General features: G+C 73.5%; 18 protein-coding genes. 5 read left to right on the plus strand and 13 right to left on the minus strand.

Going from position 1 to position 21540, the window contains the following annotated elements:
* Window positions 1-20: 20 nt before the first annotated feature.
* The 3 genes from VGI02_RS19535 to VGI02_RS19545 all read right to left on the minus strand — a co-directional run bounded on the left by VGI02_RS19535 (window position 21) and on the right by VGI02_RS19545 (window position 4288).
* A complete protein-coding gene (locus VGI02_RS19535) occupies window positions 21-1259 on the minus strand; it encodes an NAD(P)/FAD-dependent oxidoreductase (protein WP_331629915.1) in 1239 nt (412 codons plus the stop codon).
* Between the two features lie 108 nt (window positions 1260-1367).
* The gene (locus VGI02_RS19540) at window positions 1368-2336 is read right to left on the minus strand and encodes an aldo/keto reductase (protein ID WP_331629917.1); all 969 of its coding nucleotides are present in this window, start codon (window positions 2334-2336) and stop codon (window positions 1368-1370) included.
* A gap of 128 nt (window positions 2337-2464) precedes the next feature.
* A complete protein-coding gene (locus VGI02_RS19545) occupies window positions 2465-4288 on the minus strand; it encodes an NAD(P)/FAD-dependent oxidoreductase (protein WP_331629919.1) in 1824 nt (607 codons plus the stop codon).
* A 210-nt stretch (window positions 4289-4498) separates the two neighbouring features.
* Here VGI02_RS19545 and VGI02_RS19550 point away from each other — a divergent pair, with 210 nt between their 5' ends.
* Window positions 4499-6319, plus strand: coding sequence for an MFS transporter (locus tag VGI02_RS19550; RefSeq protein WP_331629921.1), 1821 nt, complete (start codon window positions 4499-4501; stop codon window positions 6317-6319).
* 87 nt (window positions 6320-6406) lie between these two features.
* Here the strand turns inward: VGI02_RS19550 and VGI02_RS19555 are convergent, their stop codons facing one another.
* Together VGI02_RS19555 and VGI02_RS19560 are read right to left on the minus strand one after the other, a co-directional pair.
* Window positions 6407-7957, minus strand: coding sequence for a multicopper oxidase family protein (locus VGI02_RS19555; RefSeq protein WP_331629923.1), 1551 nt, complete (start codon window positions 7955-7957; stop codon window positions 6407-6409).
* A 25-nt stretch (window positions 7958-7982) separates the two neighbouring features.
* Window positions 7983-8459: a hypothetical protein gene (locus VGI02_RS19560; RefSeq protein WP_331629925.1), complete on the minus strand. Its 477-nt coding sequence runs from the start codon at window positions 8457-8459 to the stop codon at window positions 7983-7985.
* Between the two features lie 235 nt (window positions 8460-8694).
* Here VGI02_RS19560 and VGI02_RS19565 point away from each other — a divergent pair, with 235 nt between their 5' ends.
* Complete coding sequence (locus VGI02_RS19565; RefSeq protein WP_331629927.1) at window positions 8695-9024, plus strand: PASTA domain-containing protein; 330 nt, start codon at window positions 8695-8697, stop codon at window positions 9022-9024.
* A 61-nt stretch (window positions 9025-9085) separates the two neighbouring features.
* Here the strand turns inward: VGI02_RS19565 and VGI02_RS19570 are convergent, their stop codons facing one another.
* The 4 genes from VGI02_RS19570 to VGI02_RS19585 all read right to left on the minus strand — a co-directional run bounded on the left by VGI02_RS19570 (window position 9086) and on the right by VGI02_RS19585 (window position 14271).
* The gene (locus VGI02_RS19570) at window positions 9086-9397 is read right to left on the minus strand and encodes a Dabb family protein (protein WP_331629929.1); all 312 of its coding nucleotides are present in this window, start codon (window positions 9395-9397) and stop codon (window positions 9086-9088) included.
* Between the two features lie 5 nt (window positions 9398-9402).
* The gene (locus VGI02_RS19575) at window positions 9403-10422 is read right to left on the minus strand and encodes a GDP-mannose 4,6-dehydratase (RefSeq protein ID WP_331629930.1); all 1020 of its coding nucleotides are present in this window, start codon (window positions 10420-10422) and stop codon (window positions 9403-9405) included.
* A 204-nt stretch (window positions 10423-10626) separates the two neighbouring features.
* On the minus strand, window positions 10627-12888 hold the full coding sequence (locus VGI02_RS19580; RefSeq protein WP_331629931.1) for a transglycosylase domain-containing protein: 2262 nt from the start codon (window positions 12886-12888) through the stop codon (window positions 10627-10629).
* Between the two features lie 141 nt (window positions 12889-13029).
* A complete protein-coding gene (locus VGI02_RS19585; protein WP_331629933.1) occupies window positions 13030-14271 on the minus strand; it encodes a cytochrome P450 in 1242 nt (413 codons plus the stop codon).
* Window positions 14272-14545: 274 nt separating this feature from the next.
* Here VGI02_RS19585 and VGI02_RS19590 point away from each other — a divergent pair, with 274 nt between their 5' ends.
* Together VGI02_RS19590 and VGI02_RS19595 are read left to right on the plus strand one after the other, a co-directional pair.
* A complete protein-coding gene (locus VGI02_RS19590; protein WP_331629935.1) occupies window positions 14546-16195 on the plus strand; it encodes a hypothetical protein in 1650 nt (549 codons plus the stop codon).
* A 106-nt stretch (window positions 16196-16301) separates the two neighbouring features.
* A complete protein-coding gene (locus tag VGI02_RS19595; RefSeq protein WP_331629937.1) occupies window positions 16302-16556 on the plus strand; it encodes a hypothetical protein in 255 nt (84 codons plus the stop codon).
* 29 nt (window positions 16557-16585) lie between these two features.
* Here the strand turns inward: VGI02_RS19595 and VGI02_RS19600 are convergent, their stop codons facing one another.
* Window positions 16586-17251, minus strand: coding sequence for a hypothetical protein (locus VGI02_RS19600; RefSeq protein ID WP_331629939.1), 666 nt, complete (start codon window positions 17249-17251; stop codon window positions 16586-16588).
* A gap of 77 nt (window positions 17252-17328) precedes the next feature.
* Between VGI02_RS19600 and VGI02_RS19605 the strand changes: the two genes are divergently transcribed.
* The gene (locus VGI02_RS19605) at window positions 17329-18336 is read left to right on the plus strand and encodes a patatin-like phospholipase family protein (protein WP_331629941.1); all 1008 of its coding nucleotides are present in this window, start codon (window positions 17329-17331) and stop codon (window positions 18334-18336) included.
* Here the strand turns inward: VGI02_RS19605 and VGI02_RS19610 are convergent.
* The 3 genes from VGI02_RS19610 to VGI02_RS19620 are packed head-to-tail and all read right to left on the minus strand — an operon-like array spanning window position 18333 to window position 21520.
* The gene (locus tag VGI02_RS19610) at window positions 18333-19025 is read right to left on the minus strand and encodes a maleylpyruvate isomerase N-terminal domain-containing protein (protein WP_331629943.1); all 693 of its coding nucleotides are present in this window, start codon (window positions 19023-19025) and stop codon (window positions 18333-18335) included. The two genes, VGI02_RS19605 and VGI02_RS19610, sit on opposite strands and share 4 nt — an antisense overlap.
* Window positions 19026-19050: 25 nt before the next feature.
* Window positions 19051-20127 carry an LLM class flavin-dependent oxidoreductase gene (locus VGI02_RS19615; RefSeq protein WP_331629945.1) on the minus strand — a complete coding sequence of 359 codons (1077 nt, stop codon included), beginning with the start codon at window positions 20125-20127 and terminating at the stop codon, window positions 19051-19053.
* Window positions 20120-21520 carry an MmgE/PrpD family protein gene (locus tag VGI02_RS19620; protein ID WP_331629947.1) on the minus strand — a complete coding sequence of 467 codons (1401 nt, stop codon included), beginning with the start codon at window positions 21518-21520 and terminating at the stop codon, window positions 20120-20122. Before VGI02_RS19620 ends, VGI02_RS19615 begins: the two co-directional genes overlap by 8 nt.
* Window positions 21521-21540 lie beyond the last annotated feature (20 nt).

A 21540-nucleotide genomic window follows, 5' to 3' on the forward strand; every position in this document is an offset into this window, starting at 1 on the left:
TTCCGGACACCCGGAAGTGCTCACGTGCCGAAGGCACCCAGGGGGACGTCGGGGTCGGCGAGGCGCCCGGTGTCGAGCGGGGCCGCCGAGCGGATCATGCGCTCGATGTCCTCGGTGACGTCCCAGACGTTCACGTTCATCCCGGCCACCAACCGCCCCTCGCGCAGCCAGAAGGCGATGAACTCCCGCCCGGTCAGGTCACCGCGGACCACGAGCTCGACTGAGTGGCCCGGGTCGGTGGGGGCGGCGTAGCCGGTGTACTCCATCCCGAGGTCGTACTGGTCGGTGAAGAAGTACGGCAGCCGGTCGTAGACCGTGGCCGGGTCCTCGGGCGCGAGCATGGCGCGCGCGGCCGCGGCACCGCTGTGCTCCGCGGTGGCCCAGTGCTCGACGCGCAGGCGTCGCCCGAGCGCCGGGTAGGGGATGCTCGCGACGTCGCCCGCCGCGAAGATGCGCGGGTCGCCGGTGCGCAGGTGCTCGTCGACGACGATGCCGTTGTCCAGCGGCAGGCGGGCGCGCTCGGCGAGCCCGGTGTTCGGGGTCGCGCCGATCCCGACCACGACCACGTCGGCGTCGACGACCGCCCCGTCGGCCAAGCGCACACCCGCGACGGCGCCGTCCTTGCCGACGATCTCGGCGACGTGGACGCCGAGTCGCAGGTCCACGCCGTGCTCGCGGTGCAGGTCCGCGAACACGGCCGCGATCTCCGGGCCGAGGGCCGCCAGCAGGGGCGCCTCCGCCGCCTCGAGCACGGTGACCTCGCTGCCCGCGGTCCTGGCCGCGGCCGCCACCTCCAGGCCGATCCAGCCGGCGCCGACGACCGCCACCCGCGCGGCGCTCCCGAGCGCCTCCCGGAGACGGTCGCTGTCATCGAGGGTGCGCAGGTAGTGCACGCCGTCGAGGTCGGCGCCGGGGGCACCGAGGCGGCGGGGCGACGAGCCGGTGGCCACCAGCAGGGAGTCGTAGGGCACCCGGGCGCCGTCGGCGAGGACCACCTCGGCGGCGGACCGGTCGATCTCGCCGACCTCCGCGCCGACGCGCAGCTCGACGTCGTGCTCGGAGTACCAGTCGGGCGGGTGGACGTACACCGCGTCCAGGCCGGCCGCTCCCTGGAGGTACTCCTTGGACAGCGGAGGTCGCTCGTAGGGCCGCCGGCCCTCGGCGGCGAGCAGCACCACCTGGCCCTCGTACCCGTCCGCGCGGAGTGCCTCCGCGGCTCTGGCGCCGGCCAGACCCGCCCCGACGATCACGTGGCCCATGTCGTGCCCCCTTCCGGTGAGGTGCGCTCCGTGCTCGTGAGCCCTATCGGCGTGCTCCCCATACTCCGTGCTATAGCACGGATTGGTGCTCACGAGGCCGCAGGCCACCTACCGATGTCCCGCGATTCCGCGCGGGCTGTACCGCTCGCCGAGCTCGGCCAGCTCCCGGTCGTCGAGCTGCAGGTCCACCGCGGCGACGGCGTCGTGCAGGTGCTCGAGCTTCGTGGCCCCGATGATCGGCGAGTCCACGACCGGGTTGGCCATGACCCACGCGAGCGCGACCTGGGCCCTCGACACACCGCGCTTGTCGGCGATCTCGGCGACCTTCTCCACGATATGGCGGTCGGAGTCCTGGTAGAGGGTCTTGCCGAACTCGTCGGTCTCACCCCGGGTCGTCGAGGCGTCCCAGTCGCGGGTCAGCTTGCCGCGCGCGAGCGGGCTCCACGGGATCGACCCGACGCCCTCGTCGGCGCACAGCGGCAGCATCTCCCGCTCCTCCTCGCGGTAGAGCAGGTTGTAGTGGTCCTGCATCGTCACGAACCGCGCCCAGCCGTTCGCGTCCTGCAGGTGCAGCGCCTTCGCGAACTGCCACGCGAACATCGAAGACGCCCCGATGTAGCGGGCCTTGCCGGATTTCACGACGTCGTGGAGCGCCTCGAGCGTCTCCTCCAGCGGCGTCTCGGGGTCGAAGCGGTGAATCTGGTACAGGTCGACGTAGTCCATGCCCAGGCGCTGCAGCGAGTGGTCGATCCCGGTCATGATCGCCTTGCGGGAGAGGCCCGCGCCATTGGGTCCCGGGCGCATCCGGTTGAAGACCTTGGTGGCGACGACGGTCTCGTCCCGGTTCGCCATCTGGTTCAGCCAGCGGCCGGTGATCTCCTCCGAGGTGCCGCCGGAGTAGACATCCGCGGTGTCGAAGAAGTTGACGCCCGCGTCGAGGGCGGCGGAGAAGAACGGCTTGGCGTCGTCGGCGGGCAGCGCCCAGGGCCAGCGGTCGTTGGCCTCGCCGTAGCTCATGCACCCGAGACAGATCCGCGAGACGTCCAGGCCGGTCGAGCCGAGCTTCGTGTACTCCATGCCCCCTGCCTACCCCGGTGCCGCGGGCCCCGCACCCGCCGTCGGGACCCCGTGGCCACATGTCAGAAAAGTCCCGTTGCTGACGTCCAGCGACAGCAACGGGACTTTTCTGACATCGGTACCCGGTCCTACTCCGCGTGGTGCGACGACTGGAGGGCGTACACCGGGGTGTCGATGCCCTCCTGACGCGCCTTCAGCTGGAGCGCGAGGTAGAGCGAGTAGTGGCGGCTCTGGTGCAGGTTGCCGCCGTGGAACCACAGGTTCTGCTGCTGGGTGGGCTTCCACATGTTGCGCTGCTCGCCCTCCCAGGGGCCGGGGTCCTTCGTGGTGTCGGAGCCGAGGCCCCACACCTTCCCGACCTTGGTGGCCATGTCGGAGCCGATGAGGTCGGCCACCGAGGTGATCATCGAGCGGTACCCGGTGGCGAGCACGACGAGGTCGGCCTCGAGCTCGGTGCCGTCGTCGAGGCGCACCCCGGTCTCGGTGAACTCCGCGACCTGGCCCTTGGCCAGCTTCACCCGGCCGTCCGCGACCAGCTCGGCCGCACCCACGTCGATGTAGTAGCCCGAGCCGCGGCGCAGGTACTTCATGAACAGGCCGGACTCGTCGTCGCCGAAGTCGAGGTCGAACCCGGCGTCGCGCAGCCGCTGGTAGTACTCGGCGTCGCGGACCTTGGCCTCGTCGTAGGCCGGCTTCTGGAAGCCCGCCATGATCCGGTAGGGCAGCGAGGCGAAGACCAGGTCAGCGGTGCGGGTGGTGATCCCGCTCCGCACCGCCTCTTCCGAGTACAGCCCCCCGAGCGCGAGCTCCATCAGCGTGTCCGACTTGATGATGTGGGTCGACGAGCGCTGCACCATCGTCACGTCGGCGCCGGCCTCCCAGGCCGAGCCGCAGATGTCGAACGCGGAGTTGTTCGAGCCGACGACGACGATCTTCTTGCCCTCGTAGCCCGTGGGCCCGGCGTGCTCCGAGGAGTGCTGGATCTCGCCGCGGAAGCGGTCCATGCCCGGGAACTCGACCTTGTTCGGCTTGCCGGAGACGCCCATCGCGAAGACCAGCTGACGCGGGCGGAGCACGACCTCCTCGGGGCCGTTGCCGCGGTCACGCTGGACCTCCACCGTCCACCGACCCTCGGCCTCGTCGAAGGTCGCCGACTCCGCCGTCGTCGAGCCCCAGTAGTTGATCTCCATGACCCGCGCGTACATCTCGAGCCAGTCGGCGATCTTGTCCTTGGGCGCGAACACCGGCCAGTTGTCCGGGAACGGCATGTAGGGCAGGTGGTCGTACCAGACCGGGTCGTGCAGGGCGAGGCTCTTGTAGCGCTTGCGCCAGGAGTCGCCGGGGCGCTCGTTGCGCTCGACGACGATCGCCTCGACGCCGAGCTGGCGCAGCCGCGCGGACAGCGCGATGCCGCCCTGGCCGCCGCCGACGATCACGACCTCCGGCTGGCGCGAGTAGCCCAGCTCCTCCGCCTCCCGCTCGCGCTCCTCCTTCCACGTCTCGCGGTCGGGGTCGGCGCCGTGCAGCGTGCCCTTGGGGCGGTTCTCGCGCTGGCTCTCCTCGTGGCCCTTGAGCTCGTCGAGGGTGGTGAGCAGCGTCCAGGCCTTGCCGTCGACGAGGCGGACGTGACCGGTCCCCCGGCCCACCGCGGTCTCGAAGGTCAGCCAGGCGTCGTCGACACCGTCGGCCGAGCTGGCCTCGCCGGAGACGGCGAACTTCGTCGGGTCGACGCCGTCGAGCACCGAGCGCAGCAGGTCGGCGACCTCGTCGGTGCCCTCGACGGTCTTGATGTTCCAGGTGAACGCGACCAGGTCGCGCCAGTAGCACTCGCTCGCGAACAGCGAGACCACGCGATCGACGTCCCGCGCGGTCAGGGCGTCCTGGAACGCCGACACCCACGACTCGACGCGGGCACCGACATCGCTCCCGGGACGGTCCAGGGTCTGGGTCACGGCGCACCTCTTTCTCCTCGTGCGGGGCCCGGAGCGGGCCCCGTGTGATCCGGTGACCACCGTCACCCGCCGGAGCGTGCGCGGCAAGGGTTGCAGCGGTGTTGCGGCAGCCGCCGCTCGACGGCGTCGGCCCTCTCGCCCGCGAGATCACCGTCGGCGTCGTGGATCACACTGGACGTCGAGTGCACTTCAGGTCATAGCGTGGTGCTCGTGACCGCATCCCCACCATCCCCCGTCGCATCGCTCGCCCCGACGCGACGCTGGTGGATCCTCGCCGTGATCGGCGTCGCCCAGCTGATGGTCATCCTCGACAACTCGATCGTGAACATCGCGCTGCCCTCCGCCCAGGCGGACCTCGGGTTCTCCGACGCCCAACGGCAGTGGGTGGTCACGGCCTACGCCCTCGCGTTCGGCAGCCTGCTGCTGCTCGGCGGGCGGCTCTCCGACCTGTTCGGGCGCAAGGCCGCGTTCGTCGTCGGGCTCATCGGGTTCGCCGTGGCCTCGGTGCTGGGCGGGCTCGCGCCCGGCTTCGGACTGCTGGTCGGGGCCCGGGCCCTGCAGGGCGCGTTCGGCGCCCTGCTCGCGCCCGCCGCGCTGTCCCTGCTGACGACGACGTTCCCCGCCGGTCGCGACCGCGCCCGCGCGTTCGGGGTGTTCTCCGCGCTGGCCGGGTCGGGCGCCGCGATCGGGCTGCTGCTCGGCGGGACCCTCACCGAGTACTTCGACTGGCGCTGGTGCATGTACGTCAACGTCGTCTTCGCGCTCATCGCGATGGTCGGCGCCCTCCTCCTGCTGCCTGCGCACCCGTCCGAGCGCCGCCCGCGCCTGGACATCTGGGGCACGCTCACCGCGTCCGGTGGCCTCTTCTGCATCGTCTTCGGGTTCGCGACCGCCGAGACCGACGGCTGGACGTCCGGCGTCGTCTACGCGTTCCTCGCCGTCGGCGTCGTGCTGCTCGTGGCGTTCGTCGTGATCCAGCGGGTGGTCTCGGCACCGCTGCTCCCGCTGCGGGTGCTGCTCGACCGCCACCGCGGCGGGTCGTACCTGACGATCCTCGTGCTCACGACCGGCATGTTCGGGGTGACGCTCTTCCTGGCCTACGTGCTGCAGCAGTACCTCGGGCTCACGCCGGTGCTGACCGGGGTCGCGATGCTGCCGATGGTCGCCTCGATCATGTCGGCGTCGACGACGATGCCTGCCCTGCTCCTGCCCCGGGTCGGCCCGAAGCCGCTGATCTTCGTGGGTCTGCTCCTCGGGGCGGGCGCGCTGTTCTGGTTCTCGTTCCTGTCCCCCGACTCGACCTACGCGGGCAGCGTGCTCGGCCCGCTGATCCTCATGGGCCTCGGCATGGGCACCGCGATGTCGACCTCGATCAACACCGCGACGCTGGGCGTGGACCGGGCCGACGCGGGCGTCGCGTCGGCGACCGTCAACACCATGCAGCAGGTCGGCGGCTCGGTGGGGACCGCCCTGCTGTCCTCGATCGCGGGCACGGCCACCGCGGCCGCCCTCGCCGTCGCGGGCACCTCGCCGCGCACCGCCGCCCTGGCCGGCTACGACCGGGCGTTCGTGGTCGCCTCGATCATCTTCGTGATCGGCGCCGTGGTCTGCGCCTCGATCGTGCCCGCGGGACGCCCGCACGCCGTTCCGGCCACCGCGAGCACGAGCGGGCTCGGGACGTCGGCTCGGGAGCTGCCCGTCGGCCAGGACCCCTGGGGAGGACCGGACACCGTGTCCGCGCCCGCTCCCCTGGCCCGGCCGGTCGAGGGAGGCCTGGTCGGGCGGGTGCTCGACGGTGCCGCCGGGTCCGCGAGCGTCACCGCCACCGTGACCCTCATCGACGCCTCCGACGGCGCGCAGGTCGGGCGGGCCCGGACCGCCGAGGACGGCTCGTACGCCCTCGAGGTGCCCCGACCCGGCGACTACCTGCTCGTCTGCTCCGCGCCGGGCCGCCGGCCGGTCGCCGAGCGGGTGCGCATCGCGGCGGTCGACCTCGCGATCTCCCGGGACCTGTGGGCACCGGCCGGCTGATCCCCCGCGCCGAGGATGTGGAGTTGCTGACGTCCAGCGTCAGCGGTGCCGCATCGTTGACACAGCCCGGGTATCGGAAGGGCCGACCTACTCCGGATCGTTCGGGGTGTCCGACCCGGCCCGGTAGGGCGTCGTCGCCCCCTCGTACATGAGGTGCGCGACGAGGCCCTGGCCCGGGTGGGCGAGGTTGTGGCAGTGGTCCATCCAGATGCCCGGGTTGTCGGCGACGAACGCGACGTCGAACGAGGCGCCGTCGGGGACGTCGAGCGAGTCGATCCACCACGGGCTTCCGGTGGCGGGCACGCCGTCGCGGGCGAGGACGACGGCGTGGTGCCCGTGCAGGTGCATCGGGTGGACCTCGCCGGAGGAGTTGCTGATCCGCATGCGCACCACGTCGCCCTCGCGGACCATGAACATCGGCACGTCGGGGTACATGCCGCCGTTGATCGTCCAGAACAGCCCCGGGACCCCGTTCACGAAGCCGGGGCGCCGGCCGATGGCGTAGTCGAAGACGCGCGTCGGGGCACTCGGGTCGAAGCCGAGGGTCGACCGGTCGAGCGGGGTCGGCGTGCCGTAGGTGAGCAGGTCGACGGCGGTCCTCGGCGCCGGCGCGAGCTGCGTCGTTCCCGTCGTGGGGTTCCCGACGACGACCGCCGACCCGCCGAGCTCGATCCGCGCCGGGCCGGTCACCTCCAGGTCCGCCCGCCCGCCCGCGGTCACCTGGGTCGCGGACCCGCTCACCGGGATGGGCCCGCGCACGTCGCTGCCGTCGACGGCGAGCACCCGGTACGGGGCCGACGACCACGCGCGCATCGGTCCGCTGTCGGTGTTCGTCACCCGCACCCGCACGACGGCGCCGGGCGCGGCCGGGACGGCGAGGTCGCCGCCGACCCCGTTCACGGTGCGTCGTCCGTCGTAGAGGTGCACGAGCGCGGTGACGTCGGTCGGTGAGGGCGCGGCCGAGGTGCCGCGCGGGACGACCACGAGCGCCCCGAAGAGCCCGCCGCGGACCTGCGCGTCGGCGACCTGGTGCGAGTGGTACCAGAAGCTGCCGACCTGGTCGGCGCGGAAGCGGTAGACGTACTCCCCGCCGGGCAGGACCGCGTCCTGGGTGACGCCCGCGACGCCGTCCTCACCGTTGGGGACGTTCATGCCGTGCCAGTGCAGGGTCACCCCGCGGGGGACGTCGGCGTTGACCAGACGGACGCGGACGGTCTGTCCCTGCACCGCGCGGATCTCGGGACCGGGCGTGACGCCGTTGAGGGTGTACCCGGTGACGACCTGCCCTCCGGCGAGCCGCACCGTCTGCGCGCGGGCCACGAGGGTGACCTGGACGTCCGCCGGGCCGTCGGGCAGGCGCAGCGTGTCGACCGACCGTCCCGTCATGCCCGCCATCGATCCGTGGTCGGTCCTGAGCGGGGCGCCGCCGCCGTCGTCGGGATAGCCCATGTCCGTGACCGACCAGGTGCCCGCGGGCAGGCTCGCGGCCCAGAACCACGCGATCGGGGCCACGACGACGAGGGCGGCGACGACGCCGACGAGGGTGCGCCACCGACGACGCCGGGTCCGTACCGGGGCGGGAGGGGGTGCGAGCGGGGGGAGCCCACCCGAGGGGCGGGCTCCGTCCGTTCCGAGCACGACCGTCCTCCCGCCCCGCCTCTGCTCAGACCTGGGCGGCGTGCGCGCCCGTGGACGCCTCGGTGCTCGTCGCGGCCGGCGCCGGGCCGGACGCCTTGCGGGCGGCGATCAGCGCGACGACCAGCAGCACCAGCGCGACGGCGCCGTGGAGCATCCCGAGCGCGGGCACCGCGTGCGCGAACATCCCCAGGGCCACCTGGACGATCACCGTGAGGAGCGCGGCGCCCGCCCAGGCCACGGCCCGCGGGAACCGGGCGAAGAACGACACGATGAACAGCACGAGCGCGATCACCGGGACGATGATCTGGCCGTTGAGGCCGTGGACCATGAAGCCGGTGACGCCGTCGAAGACGACGGCGTCGCTCTCCATGCCCGCCTTGTCGAGCACGCCGCCGTTCTCGATCCAGGTCGAGAGGCCGAACACGGCCCAGGCGATCGCCGCGGCCTGCACCACGACCTCGAGGGCGAGCAGGTAGGCCAGGACACGATAGGTGGCGCGCATCGGGACTCCCCGGAATCTCACGTTCGGTGGTGGGTGCGCAGCCGCCACGGGCCCACTGGTCCAGCATTGCCGAGGACGTCGCGCGATCGGTTACTCTACGTCCAACATGATGGCGCGAGTCCTCCTTCTTTCGAGTGACGCGCTCGAATCCGGGAACTATCTGCGAGCAGTGAGATCCGCCGCGTCCCGGAGCCACCGCCCACAGGCCGCGACGCCGATCGGTACGGTCGGGGACATGGCCGACAGCCTCACCGACACGACCTCCGTCCCGGAACTCGTCGGGCTCGCCGCGGCCGACGCCCACGACGCCGCGCTCGACGCGCGACTCCTGGCCGTCCCGCAGAACGCGGCCCACACCGGGGCGGGGCGCAGCACCGTGACCAACCAGCGCCCACGCGCCGGGGCGACCGCGAGCCCGGGCGACACCATCTCGATCTGGGTCGACGACCCGGCCGCGGGTCCGCCTTCGGACGAGAGCCCCGACGACGACGGCCCGGGTGGAGGCGGCGGCGGTTCGCGTCTCCCGGACGGGCCCAAGCCGACCCCGACCGCCGGCGCCGCCTGACCGACGACCGACTTCCCCAGGGCCCGGTTCGCTCCTCCCGGAGCGGCCGGGCCCTTCGTCGTCAGCTCGCGTGCTCGAACTGGACCGCCGAGCGGGTGGCGATGTGCGGCGCGATGTGCTCGCTGATGATCGCCCGGTGTTCCGGGTGGTCGCGGTAGCGCACGTACGCCGCCCGGTCGACGCACGTCGCCGAGACGCCGAAGGCCGCGTTGCCTGCCGCCAGGCCCAGGTCGCTGCCGCCGTGCCACGCGGTGAGCCCGTCGAGCCCCTCTCCACGGTCGATCCACCCCTGCAACCGGGCGCGGATGTTCTCGACGGTCTCCGGGGTGGTCCCCTCGACCCAGGTGAACGTGACGACGTGCGTGACGGACATGCCCGTCATCCTGCCAGCGACGTCAGCCCGGAGACCGGTCCCTCGATCGTCGACAGCTCGGCGTCGACCATGATCCGTGCCAGCTCGGTCACGAATGTCCGCGGCCGCCAGCCCAGCTCGCGCACCGCCCTCGACGGGTCGCCCACGAGTGTGTCCACCTCGCCCGGGCGCAGGCGGCGCTCGTCGAACCGGACGTGGCGGGTCCAGTCGAGGCCGACGTGGGCGAAGCAGAGCCGGGCGAAGTCCTCGACGGTGTACGCCGTGCCGGTCGCGAGCACGTGATCGACGGGCTCGTCGCCCTGCAGCATCGCCCACATGCCCTCGACGTACTCCGGCGCGAAGCCCCAGTCGCGGACCGCGTCGAGGTTGCCCAGGGTCACGGTGCGCCGGCGACCGAGCGCGACACCCGCGGCCGCGCGGGCGATCCGACGGGTCACGAAGGTCTCCCCCCGCCGCGGCGACTCGTGGTTGAACAGGATCGCGTTGACCGCGTGGGTCCCGTGGATCTCGCGGGCCGACCGGGTGGCCCAGTACGCGGTGACCTTGGCCAGGGCGTACGGCGAGCGCGGGTGGAACGGGCTGTCCTCGTGCTGCGGCGGCGGCGTGGACCCGAACATCTGGGCCGACGCGGCGTGGAGCACCCGGACGTCCAGGTCGATCATCCGGACCGCCTCGAGCAGCCGGATCGTGCCCAGCCCCGTGGAGTCACCGGTCGACTCGGGCTGTGCGAACGACGCGGCGACGTCCGACTGGCCACCCAGGTGATAGATCTCGTCGGGCGCCACCGTCGAGAGCAGCGAGACCAGGCGCGACGCGTCCGTCAGGTCGCCCTCGTGCAGCACCACACCGGGCAGGCCCTCGTCCGGGTCGGCCAGGAGGTGATCGATGCGCGCGGTGGCGCCCGACGACACGCGCCGGGCCAGACCGTGCACCTCGTAGCCCTTCGCGAGCAGCAGTTCCGCGAGGTAGGAGCCGTCCTGACCGGTGATCCCGGTGATGACGGCGGTCCGCTGCGGTGAGCTCACGGCGTTCCTCTCTATCGGGGCCTGGTGTGCTGTCCGGGACCGGGGACGGCTGCGGCGACCGGTCGGGCCGCCTCTCGCGGGACGTCGCCCCGCGGGCCTCGTGTCGCCGCATCCCCGGGATTCACCCGATGCGGGCCGCAACCGACGCGCGCCACACACCACCGCGGCGCGGTCGGGTGGGCGTGACCGGCGGCCTCCCCCGGATCAGCCCGCCGGAGCCGCCGGAGGTGCCGAGACCTTCCCGGTGGAGGACACCAGCGAGATCGTCTGCCCCTGGATCGCCTGCCCACTCCCGCCGGCCGGGGTCTGACCCACGACGGTGCCGGCGGGCGCGCGGTTGTCGACCGTCGACGTCGTCACCACGAACCCGGCGCCGCGCAGTGCCGACGTGGCCTGGTCGAGAGGCCGCCCGATCTCCTGCGGGACCGCGAGGCGGTTGCCACCGGAGACGTAGCGGGGGTCGGTCGGAGGCAGCGGGAGCACGGGCTGGGCGCCGAGGATCTGCGTCATCGCCTGGTAGTAGGTCTGCGCGGGCGTGTTGCCACCGAACAGGTTGCCGGTGGAGCACGTGGTGGGCGGCGAGCCGTTGCAGATCGGGCGCGGGTTGGAGGAGTCGTCGAACACGATCGACGCGCCGGACTCCTGGGGGGTCGCCGCCACGAACGCCCCGGACTCGGACGTCTGGGTGGTCCCGGTCTTGGCGGCCGTCGGGCGGTTCCACTGGGCGTTCGTCGCGGCCGCCGCCGAGGTGCCGCCGGGCTGGTCGTCCTTGGACATCCCGGTCATCAGGGTGTCGGCGAGCGGGCCGGGCAGTGCCTGGTGGCAGGCGGTCGCCGGGACGGTGACCGGGGAGCCGGTCGCGTCGGTCACCGAGGTGACCGGGTTCGGCGGGCACCAGGTGCCGTGCGAGGCGAGCGTGGCACCGACGTTCGCCAGCTCCAACGGGCTCGTGGGCGCGACGCCGAGGGTGAACGAGGCCTGGTTCTGCGCCTTGACCGTGTCGGCGATCGACGGGCCGCCGGGCTCGCTGGGCTTGGCCAGCGACGTCATCCCGAGGTTCACGGCCATGTCGACGACCGGGGCGACCCCGGTGGTCTCCTCGAGCTTGACGAACGCGGTGTTCGGCGACTGCGCGAGGGCGTCCTGCAGGCTCAGCTGCCCTGGGTAGTTGCCGTCGTTGGCAACCACGAAGCCGGGGGTCAGCGGCGAGGCGTACCCGCTCGGCGGCACCGGGATGATGTTCGAGATCCCGCCGCCGCCCATGAGATAGGCCGCCGACGTGAAGATCTTGTACGTCGACCCGGCGCCGAGGTTCTCCGGCTCGGCGGGCAGGTCGTATGTGGTCTGACCCTGCGACGCGTCGAGTCCGTACCCGCGGTTCGCGACGAGCGCGGTGACCGGATGGGCGGCCGCCCCCGGGGTGACGACGGCGAGGGTGTCCGCCACGTGCGGCTGGGTGGGCGGCACCTGCGCGTCCACCGCCTGCTTCGCGGACGCCATGGCGGCGCGGTTCATCGTCGTCTTCACGGTGTAGCCGCCGGCGCGCAACTGCTCCGGGGTGATCCCCGCCTGGTCGAGGTAGTCGAGCACGTAGCTGCAGAAGAACCCGGCGTCGCCGGCGCCGACGCAGCCATTGGAGAGCCCGTGCAGCGGCGCCTGCACGCCGAGCGGGGCCGCCTGGGCGGCCGCGGCCTGCTCCGGGCTGATCTCACCCTGCTCGCGCATCTGGTCGATGACGACGTTGCGCCTGCCGGTCGAGGCCTGGGGATGGTTCACCGGGTCGAAGGCGGAGGGGCTCTGCACCATCCCGGCGAGCATCGCGGCCTGCGGGACGGTGAGCCGGTCCGGCGTGGTGTTGAAGTACGTGCGGGCGGCCGCGGCGACGCCGAACGACTGGTTCCCCAGGAAGACCACGTTGAGGTACCGGGTGAGGATCTCGTCCTTGGAGAGCTGATGGTCGAGCTGCTCGGCCACCCGCGCCTCGCGCAGCTTGCGCCCGAGCGTGGCCTCGGTGGCCTTGAGCTGCTCGGCCGGGGTCTTCGCCGCGACGTACTCGTCGTAGTTCTTGACGTACTGCTCGGTCAGGGTCGAGGCGCCCTGCGTCGAGCCGCCCGACCCGTTGTTGACGACCGCACGGGCGATACTGCGCGGATCGAGTCCGGATTCGGAGAAGAACCGTCGGTCCTCGATGGCGACGATGGCCGCCTTCATCGTGACGGCGATCTGGTCGGAACGGACGATCTGACGATTCTGGTCATACAGGTACGCGAGCGGCGCACCGGAATCGTCGGTCACCGTCGTGATGGACGGCATGTCGCCGCCGATCACGCCCGGCGACGTGTCCTGGGCTCCCTGGATGGCCTGGTTGGAGAGCAGTCCGATGCCCCCGACCAGCGGGAACGTGATCCCGGCGACGAGAATCCCCGCGATCACCGTCACGGCCAGCAGCCGCACCTTCGCCGTCATCGACCCCAGACCCGATCATTTCGGACATTTTTTGCCACAGCGCGATCGAATCGCGCTGTCACAGTGTCCCCGTCGGTCCGCCAAACACTCGTGAGGGGCCGGTGCCGCGTTTCTCACGACAACCCGAACGGGCGCCGCACGTCACCACCGCACGGGCAGCTCGTGCACGCCGTAGACGATCATCGCGTCGCGGAACGGGATGTCCTCGACGGGTGCGGCGACGCGCAGGTCGGGGAAGCGGCGCAACAGCGCCGGGTAGGCGACCTGCAGCTCCGCGCGCGCCAGCTGCTGCCCCAGGCACTGGTGCACGCCGTGGCCGAAGGCGACATGGTGGTTCGGGCTGCGCTCGACGTCGAGCTCGCCCGGCGACGGGAACGCCTCCGGGTCGCGGTTGGCGATCTCGCCCGCCGCGATGACGCCCTCCCCCGCGCGGATGAGCACGCCGCCGATCTCGACGTCCTCCGTCGCGACCCGCCGTCGCCCGAAGTGCACGACCGTCAGGAGCCGCAGGAGCTCCTCCACCGCGCCGGACACCGCCTCGCCCGCGCGCACCCGCGCGGCCTGCTCCGGGTCGCGCAGCAGGGTCAGCGTGCCGAGCGCGATCATGTTGGCGGTGGTCTCGTGGCCCGCGATGAGCAGCAGCAGACCCATCGACCCCGCCTGTTCGCGGGTGATCTCCCCCGGGACGACGTGGCGCGCGGCGAGCCGGCCGAGCAGGTCGTCGACCTCCCCGCCCGCGCGGGCCGCCTCCTCGCGCTGCGCGACGAGGCCCTCGAGGTAGCCGCGCAGCTCGTCGGAGGCAGTGAGTGTCTGCTCCACCGTCGAGCGCGTGTCGATGATCGTGTGTGAGTGGGCCTGGAAGAACCCGTGGTCGGCGTACGGCACGCCGAGCATCCGGCAGATCACCAGCGAGGGCAGCGGCAGCGCGAACCCCTCGACGAGATCCGCCGGCTGCGGGCCCGCGGCCATGGCGTCGAGGAGCTCGTCGACCGCCTCCTCGATCATCGGGCGCAGCCCCGTGACCGCCCGGACGCTGAACTCGCTGATGAGCATGCGCCGGAAGAAGGCGTGGTCCGGGTCGTCCATGGAGATGAACGACGGCGAGTCCTTGCGCCGGGCGAGCTGGCCCGGTGAGGACGGCGGGTAGCCGGGCTTGGTGGTGTCCGCGGAGAACCGCTGGTCCGCGAGCACCGCGCGGACGTCGGTGTGCCGGGTCACGAGCCAGGGGTGGCTGCCGTCCCAGAGCGCCACCCGCCGCACCGGCTCCTCGGCCTGGATGTCGGTCAGCTCCTGCGGCGGATCGAACGGGCACTGCCTCGCCATCGGGTACTGCGGGTCCTGCTCCGGGTCCTGCGCTGCCTCGGTGTCCAGCGTCGCCGTCACGACCACCACCTCCGTCGTCGCGGATTCGTTGCTGAGGCTAACGATATACCGGACGACGGCGGGGCGCCGGGTGATCACTCGCGCCCGTGCTGGCCGCCCGCGAGAACCGACGTGTGTGCGGGACGCGCCAGTTCCCCCAGCACCGTCCCGTCATCGCCCGGACGGCCGTACCGCCCGGCTACCTCCACCGTTCGTGCACCTCGACGCCGGTACGGCGACTGCGTGAGATCGGGTCGTCGCCCACGGGGAGGCGGCACGACGGGGGTGGGCTGCGGTGGCGGCTGGACAGTGCTCGCGCTGCGGGGCGACGCGGACCGACGGTTGGGCGTTCTGCCGAGCGTGCGGGGCGGTCGATCTCCCCGCGCCGCGTCCGGCAGTCGACGACGAGGCCCCGGCAGCGGCGCGCGAGCACCAACGGGTCTCGGCGGGCCGTGGCGCGGTGCCCACCGGCCCCGAGGCCGTGCCGGCCGCCCACGAGGCGGTGCCGGCGGACCGCGCCGTCCCGCCGCGACGGACGCCGCCGGTCTCCCGCACCGGACCGCGCCCCACTCCCCGACCACCGAGCCGGCGCACCCCCGCGGGCGGTCCCGCCCGGGCGCGGGTCCCGGTGCGCGGCGACGGACCTCCCCGACGCACCCCGGGCGGCGGCACCGCCCGAGCCCCGGTCCCCCTGATCGGTACTCCCCGGGACTGGCTCGGCGCCCTGGCCGCGGCCGCCGCGACCCTGGCCGTGCTGGCCGTCCCGGGCGCGTTGCTCGCGGTGGTCGCGGGCAGCGAGTCGCCGGCGGCGTCCCCCCTGATGCTCGTGCCCGTCGCGATCGCGCTCGGCGTGGGCGGGTCGGTGTCGGTCCAGCTCGACCTCGGGACACTCGGCGGTCTCGACAGCGTCGTCGCGGGGACGCCGTTGCTCGTGACCGCGGTCGCCGTCGCCACGGGTGCCTCGCTCGTCGTCGGCGACGCCCGGCCCGCCGCGGACGTCCCGGTCCAGGCCGCGCGCAGCGTCGTGGCGTTTCTCGCCGGGCTCACCGCGGTCGCACTGACCGGACGGGTGGCGACCACCGGCGGGGCGATCACGGTCGCCGTCGCGCCGACCCTGCTCGGCGGGGCGCTGTGGTTCGCCGGGGCGCTCGCGCTCGTGACGGCCTGGCGACGTCCGGACGTCCTGGCTCCCGGACTGCGTCGCATGCGCGACGTGCTGGCCGGCCCGGTGGCGGGGGCCGGCGCCGTGCTGGGCTCGTGCTGGCTCGGCGGGCTGGCCCTGGTGGTCGCCGGGGTCCTCGCGCGGGCGGCGACCGGGACACCGGTCGAGCCGACCACCTGGCTGCCGCCGGGGGTCACCGGCGCCGTCACCTCGTCGGGGTCGGGGTCGGCCACGGCGGGCGTCGTGGCGGTGGCCGCCGTCGTGATGTTCGCGCCGACCGCGTTGCTCGGGGCGTTCGCCTTCTGTCTGGGCGTCCCGCTCGTCGGGCGTGGCCCGACCGGCGAGCGCGTCCTCGGGCTGGTGCACCTCCTCGGTGACGGGCCGTCGTGGTGGCTCGCGCCGCTGGTGGGCGCGCTGATCTGCGTCCTCGGCGGGATGGCGGCGGCGCTGCACGCCCCGTCGCCCGAGGAGGCGCTGCGGCGCGGGTGGACGCTCGGTCCGGCGCTGGCCGCGGCGCTCGCCCTGGTCGCCGTCGTCACGGAGCTGTCGGCCGGACCGCTCGGGGTCCGGCTCGACCTCGCGCCCGCCGTCGTGCTCGGACTCGGCTGGGGCGCGGTCGGGGGGCTGCTCGGTGCTGTGATCGCGCCCGGGCTGCCTCCGGCGTTGCGTCAGGGCCGGCTGGGCGAGTCCGCGACGGGGCAGGTGGTCGGGGTGCTCGTCGTCGTGGGGTTCCTCGGGGCCGCGCTCGTCATCGGGTTCGCGGCCGCAGCGGGCACCGGGTGAAGGTTGCTCATCCAATCGGGTGACTCTCGTAACGACCGGATGCCGTAGGGCGACGACTCATCCGACACGCTTCGTCGGGGAGCGTCGAGGACTCTCGGGGGAGATCATGTTCAGCACCGTCGTCGTCGGAAGCGCCGCACTCGGGGCCTGGCTCGTCGCGCCTTTCGTCTCGATGGCCCGGCGGGGCACGGTGGACAGCCGCTCCCGCGCCGCGATGCGCGAGGAGGGCCTGCGCGCCGAGGCGATCCGCCGGGCGCGTCACCGCGAGGCGCTGGTCGCCGCGGCGACCGTGAGCATCCCCGTCCAGCGCGTCGGTGAGCACGAGGCCCTCCCGCAGCGCAGCAGCCTGATCGGCGTCTGAGCCGACGCGCCCCTGACTGCGGCGTCCGCTCACCGGCCGAAGGCGCCCCGCAGCAGTTGGCCGGGCGTCGCGGTCACCGTCACGGGCCCCGCGAGGGTCGCGGTGACCACCACGTCGTCGTGCCCCGGCACCACGTCCACCAGCCGCAGCCCGCCGGGCAGTCGCAGCGCCCCTCCCGGGAGGGCGGGCAGCCGTGAGGGCAGGCGCCAGCGGAACCGGCGTGACCGCAGCGCGACGGCGCGCAGCACCAGCCCGTCGGCCACGACCTCGCTCCGCACCTCCAGCGACCACCGCCGTGGCGCGCGGGCCCAGCGCACCCGCGGCGACCCGTCGGTGATCTCCACGAGGAGCGCGGCGCCGCTGCGGTCGACGATCTCCTGCACGGCGCTGCGCGGCAGCGTGGCCCGCAGCGTGATGCCGGAGGCGGCCAGGCTCCCCGACGGGCGCAGGTCGACGACGTCCACCGTGGCCTGGACGTGCGGGGCGACCAGTCCCTCCCAGGTGACGTCGACCGCGGACACGTGGACCTCGCGCAGCCGGCCGAGGGCGAGTCCCGACCCGCCGGACCCGACGCTCACCGAGGCGACCCGCAGCCCGACGTCGCCGGCGGCCGTGGGCACCGTGAGGGTGCGCTCGCCCGCTCCCGCCGCGGCACGCCGGAGGAGGGTCAGCCAGAGCCCGACCGGCGTCAGCACCGTGGGAGCGTCCCATGCGGGTGGTGGCGGCCGTCCGGGTGACGGGTGCTGCGAGCGGAGGGGCATCATCGGCGGTGATGCGTGCTGACCTGGTTCTGGAAGGCGGCGGGGTCAAGGGGATCGGCCTCGCCGGTGCCGTCGCGGCCATCACCGACGCCGGTTACCGCCCGCAGCGGATCTCCGGGACGTCGGCGGGCGCGCTCGTCGGGGCCATCGCCGCGGCCGGGGCGCACGGCGCGCAGCTCGGCGAGATCACCCGCAGGCTGGACTTCCGGTCGGTCGCCGACCGCCACGGTCTGGGCCGTCTCCCGTTGGTCGGTCCGGGCCTCGCGCTGCTGTCGGGCACCGGGCTCTACCGCGGCGAGTACCTGCTGGACTGGATCACCACCGAGCTCGAGGCGCTCGGTGTCCGCACCTGGCGGGACCTGCGCCTCGACGACCCGGCCCTCCCGCCCGAGCAGCGCTACCGCCTCGTCGTGACCTGTTCGGACCTCACCCTCGGACAGCTGGTCCGGTTCCCGTGGGACTACCGCAGCGTCTACGGGCTCGACCCGGACTCGCAGCCGGTGGCCGACGCCGTCCGCGCCTCGATGTCGATCCCGTTCCTGTTCGAGCCGACCACGCTCACCCACGCCGATCCGGACGTGACGTCCACGCTCGTCGACGGGGGCCTGCTGTCCAACTTCCCCATCGACTCGCTGGACCGCACCGACGGCGGGTCACCGGGCTGGCCGACGTTCGGGGTAACGATCACGACCGCGCCGAAGCCGGGCATCGGCGACCGCGTGGCGCTCTTCCACTCGCGGATGTTCGACTGGCCACAGCCGGCCGCGCTGCGCCTGCTCGAGCAGCTGCTGACGACGATGATCCTCGGCCGCGACCAGGCCTACCTCAACCGCCCGTGGGTTCAGGCGCGCACGATCCACATCGAGGCGGCCGAGGTCGGGCTGCTCGACTTCGGGATCACCGAGACGCGTCGCGAGGCGCTCTACCAGCGCGGTTACGACGCGGCGACGGCGTTCCTGGACACCTTCGACTGGGACACCTACCGGGAGCGGTTCCGCAGTGAGGTGCCTGTGCGCTAGGTGCCTGCACACCTCGGCTGGTCGTCGGTGCGGAGACCGAACACGGTGAGGGACGCCAGCCAGGGCTCCGGGTCGCCGTCCCACGCCCAGGCGCGCATCTGATCGGTGCTGCGGCGACTGAACACGCCGCGGAAGAACTCCCACGGGTCGACCTCCACCGCGGCGGCAGGACCGTCCCCGCCCGACCCGCCGGTCCACTCGTCGTCGCCGCAGCGCACGGTGAGGGTCCCCGGGCGCTCGATCCCCCGCACCTTCCCGCGGCACAGCAGCCTCGCCCCGTCGCGCCAGCCCTCCTCCGGCGGCACCGGGTCGGCGAGCGCCTCGGCCACGTCGCCCTCGTGGGTCAGCGCGTCGGCCGCGGCGGGCGGCGGGATCGTCCGCGAGTCCAGCCCGGCGGCGATCGCGTCGACGTGCGGCGCCCATTCCTCGAGCACCTCCTCGACGGGGACGCCGAGGCGCGCGTCGACCTGCCCGGCGGTCCACTCGTCGTCGGGGATCCCGGGCAGGCGCCCGGCAAGGATGTCGACGGCGAGCCCCGAGAGGTGCGAGACGACGCCGTGCACGGTCCACCCGGGGCAGGCCGGGACGAGGGTGTCCAGCGTGGCGGGATCGGTGGCGGCGACGGCGCGCAGTCGTGTGTCGAGGCGGGTGAACGCGCCGCGGTAGGCGTCGCCCAGGGAGACCGGCATGGCGGGCAGCGTAGGTGCCTCCGGCTCACGTGCGCGGAGCGCACCTCAGGGCCGGCGCCACCTCCCGGGCCAGCAGCTCGATCGACCGGGCGGCGTACTCGGCGGGCATGCCGGGCCAGTCGGTCCGCAGGATGAAGTGGTCGACGCCGAGGTCGAGCCAGACCGCGAGCCCCTTGATGCAGTCGTCGGGGGTCCCGATCACGAAGCGGTCGTCGGCGAGGGCCTCGAACCCCATGCGGAACGACTCCTGGTCGGGCATCACGCGGTCCTGGCCCCAGTCGGCGTAGACCTCGTACTTGCCCGCGAGGTACGGGCGGGCGCGCTCGAGCGCCTCCTCCCGGGTGTCGGCGCAGAACACCTCGCGCATCAGCGGCCGCGACGTCGCCGGTGGGCGCCCGTGCTCCTCCCGTTCGGCGTCGAAGAGCTCGAGCTGGCGGCGCACCGTCGCCGCCGTCGCGTGCGGGTTGATCATCCATGCGTCGGCGAGGCGCGCGGCCCGCCGTACCGCGTTGTCGGCGTTCGCCGTGATCCAGATCGGTGGGCGCGGGTCCGCGACGGGGCGCTGGAGCAGCCGTGCCTCGTCCAGCCGGACCCACGGCAGGTCGCGCGTCACCGTCCCACCCCGCCAGAGCTCGTCGACGATGGCGAGGTTCTCGGTGAACCGCCGCACCTTCTCCCCGGGCGGGACACCGAACGCGGCGTACTCCTCGGCGCGGTACCCGAGCCCGACCGCGAGCACCGACCGGCCCCGGCAGACGACGTCGAGGCCGGCGTAGGCCTCCGCGGTGTCCACCGGGTGGTGGACGGCCAGCAGGTGGCAGCCGGTGCCCACCGTCATCTCCCCCGCCTCCGCGGCGAGCCGCGCGAGCCAGGGCAGCGGCTGGATGTGGGCGAAGGACTCGGCGAGGTGGTGCTGCCCCGCGAACACCGAGTCGAGGCCCTCGTCCCGCGCGCGCCGGACCAGGTCGAGCTGCTCGTCGAGGGTGACGACGGGGTCCTGCTCGGGACGGCGCTGATGGGTCAGGTGCAGTCCGACCTTCACCGGCGGCTCGGCACCGCCCCGCTCGGCACCGGCAGGCTCGGCCACGGAACGCTCAGCCACGGCAGGCCTCGGCGAACTCCCGGGCGGGCGTGTCGTCCCCGAGCGAGAGCACCGCCGTGCGCACCCGGTCGGCGGTCGCGGTGTCGGCCACCGTCCCGATGGTCCCGGCGAACTTCGCGGCGACGTCCTCGTTCGACAGCGGGCGCTCGTCGTGCCCGCGGTTGACCTGCTCGCGCCGCGTCAGCCGCCTGCCGTCGGTCAGTTCGAGCTCCACGTACCCGGAGTAGGCGCGCGGGAAGGCGCCGTCGTGGTCCTCGACGACCTCGACGCGGCGGGCGAGGTCGAGCGTCGCCGGGTCGCGCAGCGCGTCGTCCTCCAGCTCCGCCAGCCCGAACCGGCCGCGGCCCAGGACCGTGGCGACCACGTAGGGCAGGCTGAACTTGGCGTCGTACTCGTCGCGCGGTTCCCACTTGTTCGCCGCCGGCTCGCAGACCACCTTGCCGGGCACCGGGTGGATCGCGCACCGGACCGACCGGACGTCGTCGGCGGTCAGGCCGTGCTCGGCCCGGAGGGCCAGCGCCGCGTCGGCGAAGGCGTGGATGAAGTGGCAGATCGGATACGGCTTCACCGCGGTGCGCATCAGCTCCCACCGCTCCCCCAGCCCGTCCGCGACCGCCGACGCGTCCGACTCGCGCTGCTGCAGGTGGGTCGCGTAGAGCCCGAAACGGCCCTCGTAGACCGCGGCGGGCCCGCTCCAGCCCTGCTCGGCGAACGCTGCGGCGGTCATGCCCGAGCTCGCGGCCCATCCCGGGTGCAGGCGCTTGGTCCAGGACCCGTCCTCGAGGAACTCGAGCAGGCCGGCCGACATCGACCCGACGACGCCCTGCGCGGCGGTGATGCCCGCGGCGTCGAGGCCCCAGAGCTTCGCCGCGGTCACCGCCGCGCCGAAGGCTCCGGCGACGGCGGTCGGGTGGAACCCGACGTCGTGGAAACCGCCCGCCCCGCCCAGCCCGACCCGGGCGGAGACCTCGACGCCGAGCACGTAGGCGAGCAGCAGATCCCGCGTCGTCGCACCCGCCGGCCCCGCCGTGCAGGCCGCCGAGATCGCCGCGGGCAGCGCCGACGCGGAGACGTGGGTGACGGCCGGGATGTGGGTGTCGTCGAAGTCCATGCCGTGGACGAGGACGCCGTTGAGCGTGGCGGCGTCGCGGGGCGAGAGCCGGTCGGGCATGCCGAGCACCGGGTGCTCGCCTGCGCCGAGCCGCCCCAGCGCGTCGCGGGCCTTCGCCGGGAAGTCGTAGCCGGTCGAGGCGAACGCCAGTCCGACGGCGTCGAGCACCAAGTAGCGGGCCCGCTCGAGGACCTCGTCCGGGACGTCCTCGGGCCGGGCCCGGGACACGAAGTCCCCGACGGCGGCGGCGAGGGAGGTCCGGGGCGGGCTGTCGATCGACATGTGGCTCTCCTTCCGAAAGG

The organism is Actinomycetospora sp., from assembly GCF_036497245.1.
In the GTDB taxonomy this organism is placed as follows: domain Bacteria; phylum Actinomycetota; class Actinomycetes; order Mycobacteriales; family Pseudonocardiaceae; genus Actinomycetospora.